Origin of the sequence: Micromonospora trifolii, from assembly GCF_022229005.1 — a bacterium.
Taxonomy (GTDB): domain Bacteria; phylum Actinomycetota; class Actinomycetes; order Mycobacteriales; family Micromonosporaceae; genus Micromonospora; species Micromonospora trifolii.
In genome coordinates this window covers 141,201-155,447 of the sequence record NZ_JAKKFD010000017.1, presented here as the reverse complement: position 1 = coordinate 155,447, position 14,247 = coordinate 141,201, and the positions used below count along the sequence as shown (strand labels likewise).

General features: G+C 72.0%; 11 protein-coding genes. All 11 read right to left on the bottom strand.

Annotation, left to right across the window (positions count from 1 at the left end; genetic code table 11):
- Nucleotides 1–44: 44 nt before the first annotated feature.
- The 11 genes from NIE79_RS11700 to NIE79_RS11650 all read right to left on the bottom strand — a co-directional run bounded on the left by NIE79_RS11700 (nucleotide 45) and on the right by NIE79_RS11650 (nucleotide 14,194).
- Nucleotides 45–548, bottom strand: a complete 504-nt coding sequence (locus NIE79_RS11700) for a sensor histidine kinase (RefSeq protein ID WP_238678564.1) — start codon at nucleotides 546–548, stop codon at nucleotides 45–47.
- A 297-nt stretch (nucleotides 549–845) separates the two neighbouring features.
- Complete coding sequence (locus NIE79_RS11695; RefSeq protein WP_238678563.1) at nucleotides 846–2,954, bottom strand: ThuA domain-containing protein; 2,109 nt, start codon at nucleotides 2,952–2,954, stop codon at nucleotides 846–848.
- A 75-nt stretch (nucleotides 2,955–3,029) separates the two neighbouring features.
- Nucleotides 3,030–5,885: a PQQ-dependent sugar dehydrogenase gene (locus tag NIE79_RS11690; protein ID WP_238678562.1), complete on the bottom strand. Its 2,856-nt coding sequence runs from the start codon at nucleotides 5,883–5,885 to the stop codon at nucleotides 3,030–3,032.
- Between the two features lie 219 nt (nucleotides 5,886–6,104).
- A complete protein-coding gene (locus tag NIE79_RS11685) occupies nucleotides 6,105–7,172 on the bottom strand; it encodes a polyprenyl synthetase family protein (RefSeq protein WP_238678561.1) in 1,068 nt (355 codons plus the stop codon).
- The gene (locus NIE79_RS11680; RefSeq protein ID WP_238678560.1) at nucleotides 7,169–8,584 is read right to left on the bottom strand and encodes an alkaline phosphatase family protein; all 1,416 of its coding nucleotides are present in this window, start codon (nucleotides 8,582–8,584) and stop codon (nucleotides 7,169–7,171) included. Before NIE79_RS11680 ends, NIE79_RS11685 begins: the two co-directional genes overlap by 4 nt.
- Nucleotides 8,581–9,780: a metabolite traffic protein EboE gene (eboE, locus tag NIE79_RS11675; RefSeq protein ID WP_238678559.1), complete on the bottom strand. Its 1,200-nt coding sequence runs from the start codon at nucleotides 9,778–9,780 to the stop codon at nucleotides 8,581–8,583. The genes NIE79_RS11680 and eboE overlap by 4 nt, the downstream gene beginning before the upstream one ends.
- Nucleotides 9,780–10,637, bottom strand: coding sequence for a TatD family hydrolase (locus NIE79_RS11670; RefSeq protein ID WP_210783901.1), 858 nt, complete (start codon nucleotides 10,635–10,637; stop codon nucleotides 9,780–9,782). Before NIE79_RS11670 ends, eboE begins: the two co-directional genes overlap by 1 nt.
- Nucleotides 10,638–11,246 (bottom strand): EboA domain-containing protein, encoded by a 609-nt coding sequence (locus NIE79_RS11665; protein WP_238678558.1) that lies wholly within the window; start codon nucleotides 11,244–11,246, stop codon nucleotides 10,638–10,640.
- A 20-nt stretch (nucleotides 11,247–11,266) separates the two neighbouring features.
- Nucleotides 11,267–12,193: a sugar phosphate isomerase/epimerase family protein gene (locus NIE79_RS11660; RefSeq protein WP_238678557.1), complete on the bottom strand. Its 927-nt coding sequence runs from the start codon at nucleotides 12,191–12,193 to the stop codon at nucleotides 11,267–11,269.
- Nucleotides 12,190–13,044, bottom strand: a complete 855-nt coding sequence (locus NIE79_RS11655; RefSeq protein WP_238678556.1) for an SCO3242 family prenyltransferase — start codon at nucleotides 13,042–13,044, stop codon at nucleotides 12,190–12,192. The genes NIE79_RS11660 and NIE79_RS11655 overlap by 4 nt, the downstream gene beginning before the upstream one ends.
- Nucleotides 13,028–14,194, bottom strand: a complete 1,167-nt coding sequence (locus tag NIE79_RS11650) for an inositol-3-phosphate synthase (RefSeq protein ID WP_238678555.1) — start codon at nucleotides 14,192–14,194, stop codon at nucleotides 13,028–13,030. The genes NIE79_RS11655 and NIE79_RS11650 overlap by 17 nt, the downstream gene beginning before the upstream one ends.
- Nucleotides 14,195–14,247 lie beyond the last annotated feature (53 nt).

Genomic DNA, 14,247 nt, shown 5'->3' with positions numbered 1-14,247 from the left:
CTATTTCCGCGGTGCCCCATCGGGGAAGCCCCGCGGTCGGCCGATCATCCGATCATTTCCTCGGGTGCGGGCAGGACGGCCCGTACCGTGAAGCCGCCACCGGCGCGCGGGCCGGCCGAGAACGTGCCGCCGAGCCGCTCGGCGCGCCTGCGTACCCCGAGCAGACCCCGCCCGGCGCCCTGGGTGCCGCCGCCGGACGGAGCGGGACCGGCGCCCTCGTCGCGGACCTCGATGGTGATGCCCGCGTCGTCGTAGCGCAGGCGGACCCCGACCGGAGCGCCCGGCGCGTGTCGGCACGCGTTGGTCAGCGCTTCCTCGATGATCCGGTACGCCACGACGTCGACCGGGCCGGGCAGCGGTCGGGGTTGCCCGGCCATCGTCCAGCGCACCGGTTGACCTGCGGTGAAGCCCTCCACCAGCGCGTCGAGGCGGTTCAGGCTGGGCGCCGGCCCGGACGGGTCGTCGGGCTCGTCGGCCCGGCCCAGCGCACCGAGCAGCTGATGGCCTCGCGCCAGCACCGTCCCACGCCACTGCGCGAACAACCCCATGCAGGTCAAGGTACGGCAGCCCGCTGTGAGCCGGTCGGCGGCGTCCACGCAGTGTGCCTGCATCCGAGTGCCCCGGCAGCGGCGTGGGGGCGACCCGGCGGGCGAAGCGGTGCGAGCGTGATGCCTCCGAGTCATCAAGATGACTCGGAGGCATCACGCTCGTTGGAGACACCGCTCGTCGCGCTCCGACGATGCGACCGGTCGGCGGGGGACGTCGACCGGTCGCATCGTCGGCGGTCAGGCCGGCTGGGCCGGAGGGGCCGACGACGTGAGTCGCGGCCCCTCCGGGTCAGTCGGTCAGGGCAGGGTCCACTTCTGGTTGGCCGCGTTGAGGCAGGTCCAGAGGTGCACGATGGTGCTGTCGGCGGAGTTGTTGCCGGAGACGTCCAGGCACTTGCCCGACGACGGGTTGCGCAGGGTGCCGTCGGACGCGGCCGCCCAGTTCTGCGCGCCGCTGCCGTTGCAGGTCCACAGCTGGATCTTGGTGCCGTCGGCGGTGCCGCTGCCGGAGACGTCCAGGCACTTGCCGAGCGCCTTGATGGTCGAGTTCGGCGTCACGGTCCAGGTCTGCGCAGTGCTGCCGTTGCAGGTGTAGATCTGGATCTGGGTGCCGTCGGCGGTGGCGGCGTTGCGCACGTCCAGGCACTTGCCGGCGAGACCCTTGATCGGGCCGACCCCGGTGCCGCCCCCGGTGCCCTTCACCAGTGTGAAGTCGTCCAGGTCGAAGAGCCCCGTGCCGCTACCGGTGAAGGTGAGGAACAGGTTCTGGGTGCTGGACGGGACGTTGGACAGCGCCGCGGAGACGTTGGCGTAGGTCGTCCAACTGCCGGTGTTCGGCACCGCGACAGTGCCGAGCACCGGGCCGGTGGCCGAACCGGTGCGCACCTGGATGGCGCCACCCGCGCCGCCGGAGACGACCCGGGCCGTGAACGAGGTGACCCCGGCCAGGTTGACACCGTTGTACGCGGCCCAGTCACCCGGGTCGATGTAGCCGACGGTCTGCCCACCGTTGGCGCCCGCCTTGGTGAACGCGGAGACACCGTTGGCCGAGCTGAACGCCTCGGCCTGGATCGTGCCGGTGGGCGGCGGCGTGGTGCCCAGCTCCTTGATCCGGATGTTGCGGAACGAGGCGTCGTCACCGGTGCCGTGGTTCTGGATGCCGATGTGACCGGCCAACGAGCGGACCGGGTTGGTGTTGGTGAAGTCGTTGATCTTCACTCCGTTGAGGAAGATCTGTAGCCGCTCACCCTCGACCAGCAGCTCGTACGTGTTCCACTCCCCCGCCGCGTTCAGCGCCGCGTCGCGGGCGGCGATGTCGGCGGACTTGTAGGTGTAGACAGCGCCGGTGGTGCGGTCGGCCGCGTCGGTGGCGTCGATCTGGATCTCGTAACCGTTGTCGACAGCCGACCACGGGTCACTCGACGGTGGGAACCCGATGAAGATGCCGGAGTTGTCGTCACCGGCCAGCTTCCAGTCCATCTTCAGCGAGTAGTTGGTGAACTGCTTGGCGTTGTACCAGTACAGTCCCATGCCGCCGACCGAGGTCAGGGTGGCGTCGGTGTTGGTGAAGCTGCCCGGGCCGGCCTGTGACCAACCGGCCGTCGAGCCGTTGAACAGCGGGGTGTAGCCGGTCTCGGGCCGGCAGTCGGCCTTGCTCCGACCGGAGGCGTACCGGATGCCGCCGAGCAGGTGGTTCCGGAACCCCGCCTCCGCGTACGACGCCTGGGTGTGCCCCGCACCGGTGTAGAAGGACCGGCCGCCGCTGTAGCTCTTGCACCAGCTCAGCGGGTGGTCGGCGCCCATGCCGCCGCCGGAGTACGACGACTCGTCGAGAGTGGCCAGCACGTGGGCGCTCGACCGGGCGTTGGTGCGGTAGTTGTACCACTCGTCGGTGCGGGTCCAGGTCTGCGGCAGGTGAGCGGTGGCCGCGTGCCCCCGGTCCTCCACCTTCATGTTGGCCTGCTGGATCGCGGGGTGCGAGGCGAACCACGCCCCCACGAGGTTGCCGTAGAACGGCCAGTCGTACTCGGTGTCGGCCGCGGCGTGCACACCCACGTATCCGCGGCCCGAGCCGATGTACGACTCGAAGGCGGTCTGCTGGCTGGCGTTGAGCACGTCGCCGGTGGTGTTGAGGAAGACGACAGCCTCGTACTGGTTGAGGTTGCTCGTGGTGAACGCGGCGGCGTCCTCGGTGGCGGTGACAGTGAAGTTGTTCGCCGCACCCAGGTCGCGGATGGTCTGGATGCCGACCGGGATCGCGTCGTGCCGGAAACCAGCGGTCTTGGAGAAGACCAGCACGTCGTAGGGGGCGTCGGCGGCGCTGGCCGGGGTGGCCGGGGTGGTGCAGGCGATGACGGCGAGTGCGGCCATGGCCGCACCGAGGACGGGTCGCAGGCGTCTGCGCATATCGCTCTCCTAATTGCGGTTAGGAGGGGCCCCTCGCCTCACACTAGGCGTTGTCGAGGGGCCCCTCCCGCCAGCTCAGGGCAGGGTCCACTTTTGGTTGGCGGCGGCGGTGCAGGTCCAGAGGTGGACCACCGTGCTGTCGGCGGAGCTGCTGCCGGAGACATCCAGGCACTTGCCCGACGACGTGTTGCGGAGCGTGCCGTCGGCCTGGGCGGCCCAGTTCTGGGCAGCGGTCCCGTTGCAGGTCCAGAGCTGGATCTTGGTGCCGTCGGCGGTGGCGCCGCCCGACACGTCCAGGCACTTACCCAACGACTTGATCGTGGAGTTGGGGGTGACCGCCCAGGTCTGCGCGGTACTGCCGTTGCAGGTGTAGATCTGGATCTGCGTGCCGTCGGCGGTGGCGGCGCTGCGCACGTCCAGGCACTTGCCTCCGAGGCCCTTGATCGCCCCGGCCCCGCCGGCCGGGGGCGTCCCGGTGACGAAGGTGAAGGCGTCCAGGTCGTAGAGCGCCCCGGTGCCCGACCCGGCGAAGGTCAGGTAGAGCGTGGTCGTGCCGGTCGGCGGGTTGCTGATCGTCCCGGTGACGGTGGTGAAGGTTTCCCAGCCGCCGGTCACCGGGACCGTGGCCGAGCCGAGCACGGTGCCGGTGGCCGAGCCGGCCCGGACCTGGAGGGTGCCGCCGGCGCCCGCCGAGGAAACCCGGGCGTTGAACGAGGTCACGTTGCCCAGCCGGTACGGCTGGAACGCGATCCAGTCGCCGTTGTTGATGTCGCCGACGGTCTTGCCACCCTCGGCCGGGGTCTTGCTGAACACGCTGATCCCCGACGAGGTGCCGTAGAACTCGGCCTGGCGGTGCCGCGGCGGCAGCGTGTGCTGGGTGTGCGTGGTCAGCCCACCGGCGTCGGTGTACTCGGCGTCGAAGATCGCGAAGATGTTCGCCGCGTCGTCGTGCTCACCGTCGACCGGGATGGTGATCGAGCCCGAGCAGCCGGTCTTCGAGGTGATCTGGTGCCCGTGCTGGTCGTGCCCGAGCACGTAGGTCATCTTGACCTTCGTGCAGTCGATGGTGCCGTCCTCCGGGTCGGTCACGGTGATGCTGTACGGCACCGTGTCCCCGAAGCCGAACAGCTGACCGTTGCCCGGGTTGTTGATCGTGACGGTGGGCGCGGTGTTGCCGACGCTGATCTGCACGCTGCTGCTGCCGGTGGCGCCCTGCGGGTCGCGCACCGTCAGCGTGGCGGTGTAGGTGCCGTTGGCGCTGTAGGTCTTCGTCGGGTTGGCGGCGGTCGAGGTGGTCCCGTCACCGAACGCCCACGAGTAGGTCAACGCGCCGCCCTCGGGGTCGGCCGAGCCGGCCGAGGAGAACGTCACAGCGAGCGGGGCCGCGCCGGAGGTGCGGTTGGCGGCGGCCTTCGCCGTGGGCGCCCGGTTGCCGCCGCCGACGTAGTCGAAGCGGTAGAGCGCCGAGTTGGCGTCACCGTTGAAGTAGCCGGTGCCGTAGTCGAGCACGTAGTACGCGCCGTCCGGGCCGAACGCCGAGTCCATCACCTGCTTGCCGACCCAGGGGAAGGTGTCGATGGTGCCCCGGGAGCCGTCGGAGTTGACGTGGATCGGCTTGATCCAGCCCCGGCCGAACTCGGTGGCGAAGAACTGCCCGTCGAACGACTGCGGGAACTTGGTGGTGGAGGTCGACGAGGCGTTGTACCGGTAGACCGGACCGCCCATCGGCGACTCGGAGCCACCGCCGAACTCGGTCGGGGTGCCGGCGTCGCCGGCGTACCGGATCCAGGCCGGCTGGGCCGGCGGCAGGGTGGTGAGGCCGGTGTTGCGGAACGAGTTGTTCGTCGGCCCGCCGGTGCAGTTGTACTTCGCGCCGCTGGCGCTTGTCGCGAAGTCGAACTCGTTGTACGTCTCGGTGCTGGTGTTGGTGCCGGTGCAGTACGGCCAGCCGTAGTTGCCCGGTGCCGCGACCCGGTTGAACTCCACCTGGCCGGACGGCCCGCGGGTGGAGCTGGTGGAGCCGGCGTCCGGCCCGTAGTCACCGACGTAGACGACGCCGGTGGCCTTGTCCACGCTGATCCGGAACGGGTTGCGGAACCCCATCGCGTAGATCTCCGGCCGGGTCCTGGCCGTGCCGGGGGCGAACAGGTTGCCCGACGGGATGGAGTACGTGCCGTTGGCGTTCACCTTGATCCGCAGGATCTTGCCGCGCAGGTCGTTGGTGTTGCCGGCGCTGCGCTGCGCGTCGTACGCGGGGTTGCGGTTGGTCCGCTCGTCCAGGGGCGAGTAGCCGGACGACTCGAACGGGTTGGTGTCGTCGCCGGTGGACAGGTAGAGGTTGCCGGCGGCGTCGAAGTCGATGTCCCCACCGACGTGGCAGCACACGCCACGGCTGGCCGGGACGTCGAGCACGTCGACCTTGCTGGACTGGTTGAGCGTGAAGTCCGAGTTGAGGGTGAACCGGGAGAGGCGGTTGACCCCGTCAAAGGCCGAGAAGTCGGTGCCGGTGGCCGGCGCGTCGCCGCCGGGGGTGGACAGCGGCGGGGCGTAGTAGAGGTAGATGTAGCGGTTGCTGGCGAAGCCCGGGTCGACCCCGACGCCCTGCAACCCCTCCTCGTCGTGCTGGTAGACCGCCAGGGTGCCGATCGCGGAGGTGGTGCCGTTGGCGTCGGTGCGGCGCAGGGTGCCGTTGCGGGCGGTGTGCAGGACCGAGCGGTCCGGAAGCACCGCCAGCGACATCGGCTCACCCATGTCGGTCACGCCTCGGGCCAGCTCGACCTGCTGGAAGTCGCTGGCGACGATCGTGTGCGCCTGGGCGGGGGCCGAGCCGGCGGCGAAGGTGACAGTGCCGGCGGCGACCGCCAGCAGCAGCGCTGATCCGGCGGAGAACCATCGTCGGGACCGTTGTCTGGGAGCGTCCTTCATGGACATCTGTGCTGTCCCTTCCTGACGTGTGACTGCCAGGCCGGGCGCGCGCCGTCGCGCCGGATGCCGTAGCGGTGGTGGGGGGGTCGATGGGTTACCGCGCCGCCGGTTCACCTCGACGAAACATCTTCGTGTTGGTCACGACACTAAGTCGCACGTGTCGATGTGTCCATACCTTCCGGCGATTCAGCATCAACTTTTGTCGATTTGATCGAAAGTCGCCGGTCAGGCGCGTCGGTCGATCGCCTGTCCGGCCAGCGCAACCAGTGCCGCGCGGGCCTCATCGGCCACCACTGCGCTCTGCAGGGCGGACAGCGCGGCCTCGGTCCGGACCCGGATCATCTGCTCGATCCGCTCCCGCGCGCCGGTCGCCTCGATGATGTCGCGCAGCTCCGCCGCGCCCTCGGCGTCCAACGCCGGGTTGCCGAACAACTCCCGCAGCCGGATGGTCTGCGGCCGGTCGGCGGCGCTGCGGGCCAGCGCCATCATGACAGTGGCCTTGCCCTCACGCAGGTCGTCCAGGACCGACTTGCCGGTGATCGCCGGATCACCGAAGACGCCCAGCACGTCGTCGCGGAGCTGGAACGCGTCACCCAGCGGGTCACCGAACTCGCCAAGCGCGGCGATCAGCTCCGGCCCCGCGCCGGCCAGGGCCGCACCGATCTGCAACGGCCGGGTGACCGTGTACCGGGCAGCCTTCATCCGGATCACGGTGAGCGCGCTGGCCACCGAGCCGTCACCCACACCCGAGACCAGGTCCAGGTACTCCCCCGCGATCACCTCGGTACGCATCAGCGCGAACACGCCGTACCCCCGGTGCACCTGCTCGGTGCTCAGCCCGCACTCGTGGAACATCTGGTCGGACCAGGCCGCGCAGAGGTCCCCGCAGAGCAGCGCGGTGTTGCGGCCGTACGCCTCGGGGTCACCGCGCCACGACGAGCGGGCGTGCAGGTCGGCGAAGAGCCGGTGCACCGACGGCTCACCCCGGCGGCGGTCGCTGCCGTCCAGGATGTCGTCGTGGATCAGCGCGAACGCGTGGAACAGCTCCAGGGCCGCCGCGGCCACCACGATCGGGGTGCCGTCGGCCGCCCCCGCGCCGCGCCAGCCCCAGTAGCAGAAGAGCGGTCGTAACCGCTTGCCACCGGCCAGCACGAACCGTTGCAGCGCGGTGAACACGCCCCGCGGCGCCCCGTCCGGCCAGTCCGGGCCCTGCCGGCTGAGAAACCCGGCCAGCTCCGCGTCGAAGCGCGCCCGCAGCTCGCTGGCGTCGGTGGGCGCGACGGTGACCGTCATGAACCCTCCCCCGACCCGCCCGCACCGCCGGGGCTCAGCCCGGCCAGCTCCAGCAGCAGCGCCTTGACCTCGGTCGCCGCGATCTTGTCCCGGGCCGCGGTCGGGTCGGAGCAGAGCAGCACCGGGCCGTCCGCCGGGTCGTCCGGCAGCCGCCCGTGCGAGCCGCGCACCGCCCGCGCGCCAGCGTCCAGGCCGACAGCGCTCATCATGTACCGCATGCCGAGCTTCTTGCGGGCCAGCGCCACCCCGGCGCGGGCCTTCGCGGCTCCGGGGTTGGCCGGGTCGAAGAACAGCTCCGCCGGGTCGTAACCCGGCTTTCGGTGAATCTCCACGAGCCGGGCGAAGTCCGGTGCCTGGGCGTCGTCCAGCCAGTAGTAGTAGGTGAACCAGGCGTCCGGCTCGGCAACCAGCACCAGCTCGCCGGCGCGCGGATGGTCCAGGCCGTGTGCCGCCTTGCCCTCGGCGTCGAGCACCTCGGCCACCCCGGGCAGCCCGGCGCAGAGCTTCGCCACCGCCGGCACGTCGGCCGGGTCCTTGACGTAGACGTGCGCGATCTGGTGGTCGGCGACCGCGAACGCCTTCGACGTCCACGGGTCGAGGTACTCCATGCCGGCCTGGGTGTGCACGTGCAACAGCCCTTCGGCGCGCAGCAACCGGTTGACGTCCACCGGCCGGGACACGTCGGTGATGCCGTACTCCGACAGCACCACCACAGTGGCATCCCGCGCTTTGGCGGCGTCCAGGAGTGGGCCGAGGACCGCGTCCAGCTCCGCTGCCGCCGCGGCGGCCTGGGCCGACGAGGGACCGAAGCGTTGCAGGTCGTAGTCCAGGTGCGGGACGTAGACCAGCGTCAGGTCGGGTGACACGTCGGCGAGGATCTGCTCGGCCGCCTGACAGATCCACCGCGACGACGGCAACGCGGCGGTCGGCCCCCAGTAGGTGAAGAGCGGGAAGGTGCCCAGCCTCCCGGTGAGCGCGTCGTGCAGTTCCGGCGGGTCGGTGTAGCAGTCCGGTTCCTTGCGTCCGTCGGCGTAGTAGACCGGGCGGGGCGTCACAGTCCAGTTGACGTCCGCGCCCATGGCGTACCACCAGCAGACGTTGGCCACTGTGTAGCCGGGTTCGGCCCGACGGGCGGCCTGCCAGAGCTTGTCCCCGCCGACCAGCGCGTTGTGCTGCCGCCACAGCAGCACCTCGCCCAGCTCCCGGAAATACCACCCGTTGCCGACGATCCCGTGCCCGCTGGGCGGCTCGCCGGTGAGGAAGGTGGACTGCACCGAACAGGTCACGGCGGGCAGCACTGTGCCCAACTCGGCCCGGAAGCCGCCGTCGGCGACACCCCGCAGCCGAGGCATGTGCGCCAGTAGTCGGGGCGTCAACCCCACCACGTCGAGGACCACCAGTCGTCGGCTCATCGCGTCACCCCCATGCTCACGGATCGCTCTGCGGTCAGGCCGAGGCCGACCAGTTCGTCCCGGGCGAAGGCCAGCTCCGCGGCGATGCCGGCGGCCAGCTCCGCGTCGGTGCCGGGCCGCCGTGCGGCCGGCAGCACCCCCCAGGTGTACGTCTCGACGTCAAGGTGGTCGCAGCCGGCGGTCGGGCCGTCGAAGAGCGCTCTCAGGGCCGCGCGGAGCACCGGCAGGGTCGAGCCGAGCGGCTCCTCGGGTGGGGCGTGCAGCGGCACGTGGTAGTGCACCCGCCACGGGCCGGGCAGCTCCCGGTCCAGCGCCTCGTCCAGGTCGTCGGCCGCGTACGCCGGGTCGGCCGGGTCGGCCAGACCGGCGCAACCGGCGCCCCTCGTCTGGTGCAGGAAGCGCGGCTCCACCCAGCGGCGCAACGCCTCGGCCCCGCCCTCCGGGTCGGCGGCCTCGACGGCGGCGGAGACCTGCACCTTCACCACCGGCAGTCCGGCCGCCCGTAGTCGGTCCAGCGCCTCGGCCGGCTCCTCCCAGGCGCAGGCCAGGTGAGCCAGGTCGAGGCAGACACCCAGCCGGTCGGTGTCCATTCCGGACAGCAGCGCGGCCGCCTGACCGGTGCTCTCCACCACGCAGCCGGGCTCCGGCTCGAAGGCGACACGCACCTCACGGCCGGTGTCCCGCTGCACGTCGGCCAGGCCGGCGGCCAGCTCGTCCAACCGGCGCCGGGCCGCGTCGGCCCGGCCGGTGTCCCACGGTTGACGCCAGGCCAGCGGCAGCGTGGAGATCGAACCTCGGGCGGCGTCGTCGGGCAGCAGGTCGGCGAGCACCCGGGCCAGGTTCAGTGTGTACGTCAGGCGCTGCTCGGTGGTCCAGTCCGGGTGGTACACGTCCTGCTTGACCACCGGGGCCTGGAAGGCCGCGTACGGGAAGCCGTTGAGGGTGACCACCTCCAGGCCCCGCGCGTCCAGCTCGGTGCGCAACCGGCGGCGCAGCGTCGGGTCGGCGGCCAGCTCGGCGGCGACCGGGGCGGCCAGCCACAGGCCGAGCCCGAGCAGGTCGCTGCCGAGCGCCTCGCGGACCGGCACCGCGTAGGTGTCCAGTTGGCCGAGGATGCCGGCGAGGTCCTCGGCCGGGTGCACGTTCGTGCAGTAGCCCAGGTGGACGGTCTCACCGCCGGCATGTCGCAGCCGCATCAGCTGCCGCCGCGCAGGATCGAGTTGCCGGTCTGCGGGTCCACTGCGGCGGCGGTGTCCAGGTCGCTGAGGTCGAGGCGCCCCGACTGGCCGTAGAACTCGACCGGGTTTCGCCACAGCACCTTGTCGACGTCGTCGTCGCTGAAGCCGGCCGCGAGCATCGCCTCGCCGGTGGCCCGGGTCAGCAGCGGGTCGGAGCGCCCCCAGTCGGCTGCCGAGTTGACCAGCATCCGTTCCGTGCCGTACTCCCGCAGCAACTCCACCATCCGCTGCGGCGTCATCTTGGTGTCCGGGTAGATGGAGAAACCCAGCCAGCAGCCGCTGTCGCGGACCAGCTTCACTGTCACCTCGTTGAGGTGGTCAACGACCACCCGACCCGCGTCGATGCCGGACTCGGCGACCACGGCGAGGGTCCGCTCGCAGCCGCGCGCCTTGTCCCGGTGCGGGGTGTGCACCAGCGCCGGCAGGTCGTACGCCACAGCGAGGGCGAGCTGTGCCGCGAACGCCTCGTCCTCCTCGGGCGTCATCGAGTCGTACCCGATCTCGCCGACCGCCACCACCGCGTCCTTGTCCAGGTAGCGGGGCAGCAGGTCGAGCACCGGCCGGCAGCGCGGGTCGTTGGCCTCCTTCGGGTTCAACGCGATGGTGGCGAAGTGCCGCACCCCGAACTGCCCGGCCCGGAACGGCTCCCAGCCGATCAGGGAGTCGAAGTAGTCGGTGAACGACGCGGCGCTGGTGCGCGGCTGACCCAACCAGAACGCGGGCTCGACCACCGCGCGCACTCCGGCGGCGGCCATTCGTTCGTAGTCGTCGGTGGTGCGTGAGGTCATGTGGATGTGGGGGTCGAAGATGCGCATTCACGCCTCCCGGGGCAGTGCGGCGGTGAGCCGGTGGAGCAGGTCGGTGGCGTCGGCGGGCAACTCCCGGCCGGCGGCGTGCCGTTCGGCGGCCAGCGCGGCCAGCATCGCGGTCAGCTCGCTGTCGGCCCGGGTGTCCAGGTCGGCCACGTTGGCCAGGGGGACGCCGCTGAACACGCACTTGAGCACCGCCTGTCGCCAGGCGGCCTGGTCGAGGTGCCGTGCGTACGGGCCGAGCGCGGCGGCGACCAGCCGCGTGTCGTTGGTCCGGATCGCGTCGTGCAGCAACGCAACCCCGTCGGCGCCGATCGGCAGCAGCGGCAGGGCGCGCAGCACGGCTCGTCGTTCGGCCGCGTCGCCGTGCTGGTAGAGGCGCTCGGCGTACGCCGCGTGCTCGCCGGGCAGGCTGGTGAGCAGCAGCACCCGGGCCGCGTCGTCGACGGTCCAGCCGGGGGCGTCGGGCAGCGCGGCCCGACCGCAGCGTCGGCCGACGGCGGGAAAGAGCCGGGTGATCGCGGTGGGCTCGGTGGTGACCCGGCGCAGCGCCGTGTCCAGCCAATCGGGATCGGGTACGCCTCCCAGCGCGGCCCGTAGTGAATCCGGTGTCATCCCGTCTCCTCCCCTTGTTGCTACGCAGGCACCCCAGGAATGTCTGCGGGCAGTTCGTCCTTCGTGCGGCCGGCCAGTGCGGCGGCACGCAGGAACTCGATCGACCGGGCGGCCACGGCGGGTGCGGCGTGCGAGTCGCGGGGCAGCTCGACGGCGACCAGGCCGCGGTAGCCGGCGTCGCGCAGCGCAGCCAGCACCGGCGGGAAGTCGATCTCGCCGACGCCGAACTCCAGGTGCTCGTGCACGCCTCGGCGCATGTCGTCGATCTGCACGTTGACCAGGTGGTCGGCCACCTCGGCCACGCACTGCGGCACCGGCCAGGGCTCCAGGCACCGGCAGTGGCCGATGTCGAGGGTGATGCCGAAGCCGGCCGGGTTGTCGAGGGCGGCGTGCAGCCGACGCCAGTCCGCGATGTCCTGCACCAGCATGCCCGGCTCCGGCTCGAAGCCGACTGTCACGCCGGCGGTGTCCGCCGCGTCGACCACTGTGGCGCAACCGGCCACCAGCCGGTCCCAGGCGCACTGCTGTGACACCGCCTCGGGTCGGACACCGGCCCAGAACGAGACCGCCTCCGCGCCCAGATCGGCGCCGATCCGCACGGCCCGGCGCAGGAACTCGATCCGCCGGGTCGGGTCGTCGTGCAGCAACGTCGGGGCGTGCTTCTGCCACGGGTCGAGCAGGTAGCGGGCGCCGGTCTCGATGACCACCGCCAGGCCCAGTGACTCCAACCGTCGACCGACAGCGGCGACCCGGCGGGTGAGCCCGGGCGCGAACGGGTCCAGGTGGTCGTGGTCCAGGGTGAGGGCCACCCCGTCGTAGCCGAGGTCGGCGATGACGGCGAGCGCGTCGTCGAGGCGGTGGTTGGCGAAGCCGTTGGTGCCGTACCCGAGGCGCAGCGTGGTGGCGTCGGCCGCCGGCGCACCGGGCCGGGGCTCGGGAACGCTCATGTCGGGGAGACCTTCCGGGCCAGCCGTCGACCCAGCGGCGCGGCCGCCGCGACGGCCACCCCGAGCAGACCTGCTCCGCCCCGTGCGGTGAGGGCTCCCTGGAGGGCCGGCAACCCGGTGATCCCGGCGCCGACGGCCGCGCGGACCCGCCCGGCCGACGGATCCCGGACAACCTCGGCCTGGGCCGCGCCGTAGCGGGCGGCGTACCAGCCGGCCAGCACCGCGGGCAGCACCGCGACCCGCCGAGGGGCGGCGACGGCGGCGCTGGCGGCGACCACAGCGGTGCCGGCGAGGGTGCGCATCGGCAGGGTGGCGTCGGCGCCGGTGACCTCCCGGCGGGACAGCGCGGTGACCGTCCAGGTGTGCGCGGCGATGGTGGCCGCCGCCGGCAGCGCCCGGGTCATCCGGCCGCCGGACGCGCCGAGCAGCACGTCCAGCCCTCGGCAGGCGGCCATCACGGCCGGGCCGGCTGCGGTGTTCTTGGCCAGCAGGTCGTATCCCCAGATGGTGGCGGCCAGCGGCACGGCGAGCGCGGCGGCACGGCGACCGCCCACTGCGGCGGCCAGGCCCACGCCGGCGGCCGTGAGGCCCGCCGCGAGACCGACAGCGGCGGCCGGGGTGACCCGACCGCTCGGGATCGGGCGCTCGGGCCGTTCCTCGGCGTCGAGGCGCCGGTCGGCCCAGTCGTTGGCGGCCATGCCGGCCCAGTAGAGCAGCACCGATGCGCCGGCCAGGGCAGGGGTACGCGGGCTCAACGCGCCGGCCGCCGCGGCCCCGGCGATCACGTCACCGGGCACCGAGAGCGCCGCCGGCGCCCGGACCAGCTCGGCGAGATCAGCCAACGTTGTCATGGACACCGTCCCCGCCGTCGTGCAGTTGCCGGGTGAAGGCGGTCAGCCGGGCCCACTGCTCACCCAGCGAGTGGGTGGGCGTGCCCAGCGGGTCCTTGAAGAAGAAGCCCAGGTCGGCCAGCGGCCCCACCTGCCCGGCGGCGTGCGCGGCGGCGGTGAGTCGGGCCAGGTCGAGCACCAGCGGCGCGGCGAGCGCGGAGTCGCAGCCGTGCCAGGTGAACTCCATCCGCATGCCGGTGCCGAGGAAACCGCTGAAGGTGATCAGATCCCAGGCAGTCTTGAAGTCGCCCAGCTCCTCGACGTACTCGATGCGGGTGCCGCCCTGCGGAACGTAGCCCAGCGTCTCGCCGAGCACCCGCTGCTTGCTCTGCACCTTCGCCGCGTTCGCGGCCGGGTCGGCGAGGGTGGCGCCGTCGCCACCGCCGAGCAGGTTGACCCCCGACCAGGAGCCCACTGCCAGGTTGCGCATCGCGAACATCGGCGCGAGCACCGACTTGACCAGGGTCTCCCCGGTCTTGCCGTCGTGCCCGGCGTACGGCAGTCGGGCCTCCTCGGCGAGCGCGGCAAGCGCCGGCAGCCGCAGCCCGGTGGACGGGGTGAAGTCGACGTACGGGCAGCCGGCGAGCACCGCGGCGTACGCGTAGAGGGAGCTGACCGGCAGCACCTCGTCCGGACCGTCGAGGGCGGCGCGCAGCGCGGCCGGGTCGGCGTGCCCGGGGTGCGGTCGAGGGGCCGGCTCGGTGGCGGAGACGTTGACCACCACCACCCGGTCCAGCTCGTGCCGCTCGCGGAAGCTGGTCAGGTCGCGGACCACCGACTCGGCCCGGTCGGCCTGGGTGTCGCCCACCGGTGCGGGGCGCAGCTCCTGCTCGACAACGCCCAGCTCGTCGCGGAGCGCGGCGACCAGCCGCCAGGGGATGACACCGGCGTCGGCGAGGGCCTCGGCGCGCTTGCACAGCGGAGTGGTGGCCAGGTCGTGCCCGCCGAAGACCAGATCGGCGAAGGCCGGAAGTGCCGGGCCGCGCAGCTCGGGAAGCTCGGTGACGCAGCCGGTGGGCCCGGCCAGGCCGGCCCGAAGCGCGAGCCCCCCGACGATGCTGGTGGTCGCGACGGAACCGCGCGCTCCTACCAGCCAGACACCTGTTCGCATGGTGCTCCTTCCCCATTTCACGAGGAACCGTCGGTACCGCTAAATATAGGAAT

Excerpts from the sequence above, each read along its gene's own strand:
- eboE (WP_238678559.1), bottom strand. The coding sequence starts at position 9,780 with ATGCGGCTGCGACATGCCGGCGGTGAGACCGTCCACCTGGGCTACTGC.
- NIE79_RS11665 (WP_238678558.1), bottom strand. The coding sequence starts at position 11,246 with ATGACACCGGATTCACTACGGGCCGCGCTGGGAGGCGTACCCGATCCC.
- NIE79_RS11685 (WP_238678561.1), bottom strand. The coding sequence starts at position 7,172 with ATGACGGTCACCGTCGCGCCCACCGACGCCAGCGAGCTGCGGGCGCGC.
- NIE79_RS11670 (WP_210783901.1), bottom strand. The coding sequence starts at position 10,637 with ATGCGCATCTTCGACCCCCACATCCACATGACCTCACGCACCACCGAC.
- NIE79_RS11660 (WP_238678557.1), bottom strand. The coding sequence starts at position 12,193 with ATGAGCGTTCCCGAGCCCCGGCCCGGTGCGCCGGCGGCCGACGCCACC.
- NIE79_RS11690 (WP_238678562.1), bottom strand. The coding sequence starts at position 5,885 with ATGTCCATGAAGGACGCTCCCAGACAACGGTCCCGACGATGGTTCTCC.
- NIE79_RS11655 (WP_238678556.1), bottom strand. The coding sequence starts at position 13,044 with ATGACAACGTTGGCTGATCTCGCCGAGCTGGTCCGGGCGCCGGCGGCG.
- NIE79_RS11680 (WP_238678560.1), bottom strand. The coding sequence starts at position 8,584 with ATGAGCCGACGACTGGTGGTCCTCGACGTGGTGGGGTTGACGCCCCGA.
- NIE79_RS11650 (WP_238678555.1), bottom strand. The coding sequence starts at position 14,194 with ATGCGAACAGGTGTCTGGCTGGTAGGAGCGCGCGGTTCCGTCGCGACC.
- NIE79_RS11695 (WP_238678563.1), bottom strand. The coding sequence starts at position 2,954 with ATGCGCAGACGCCTGCGACCCGTCCTCGGTGCGGCCATGGCCGCACTC.
- NIE79_RS11700 (WP_238678564.1), bottom strand. The coding sequence starts at position 548 with ATGGGGTTGTTCGCGCAGTGGCGTGGGACGGTGCTGGCGCGAGGCCAT.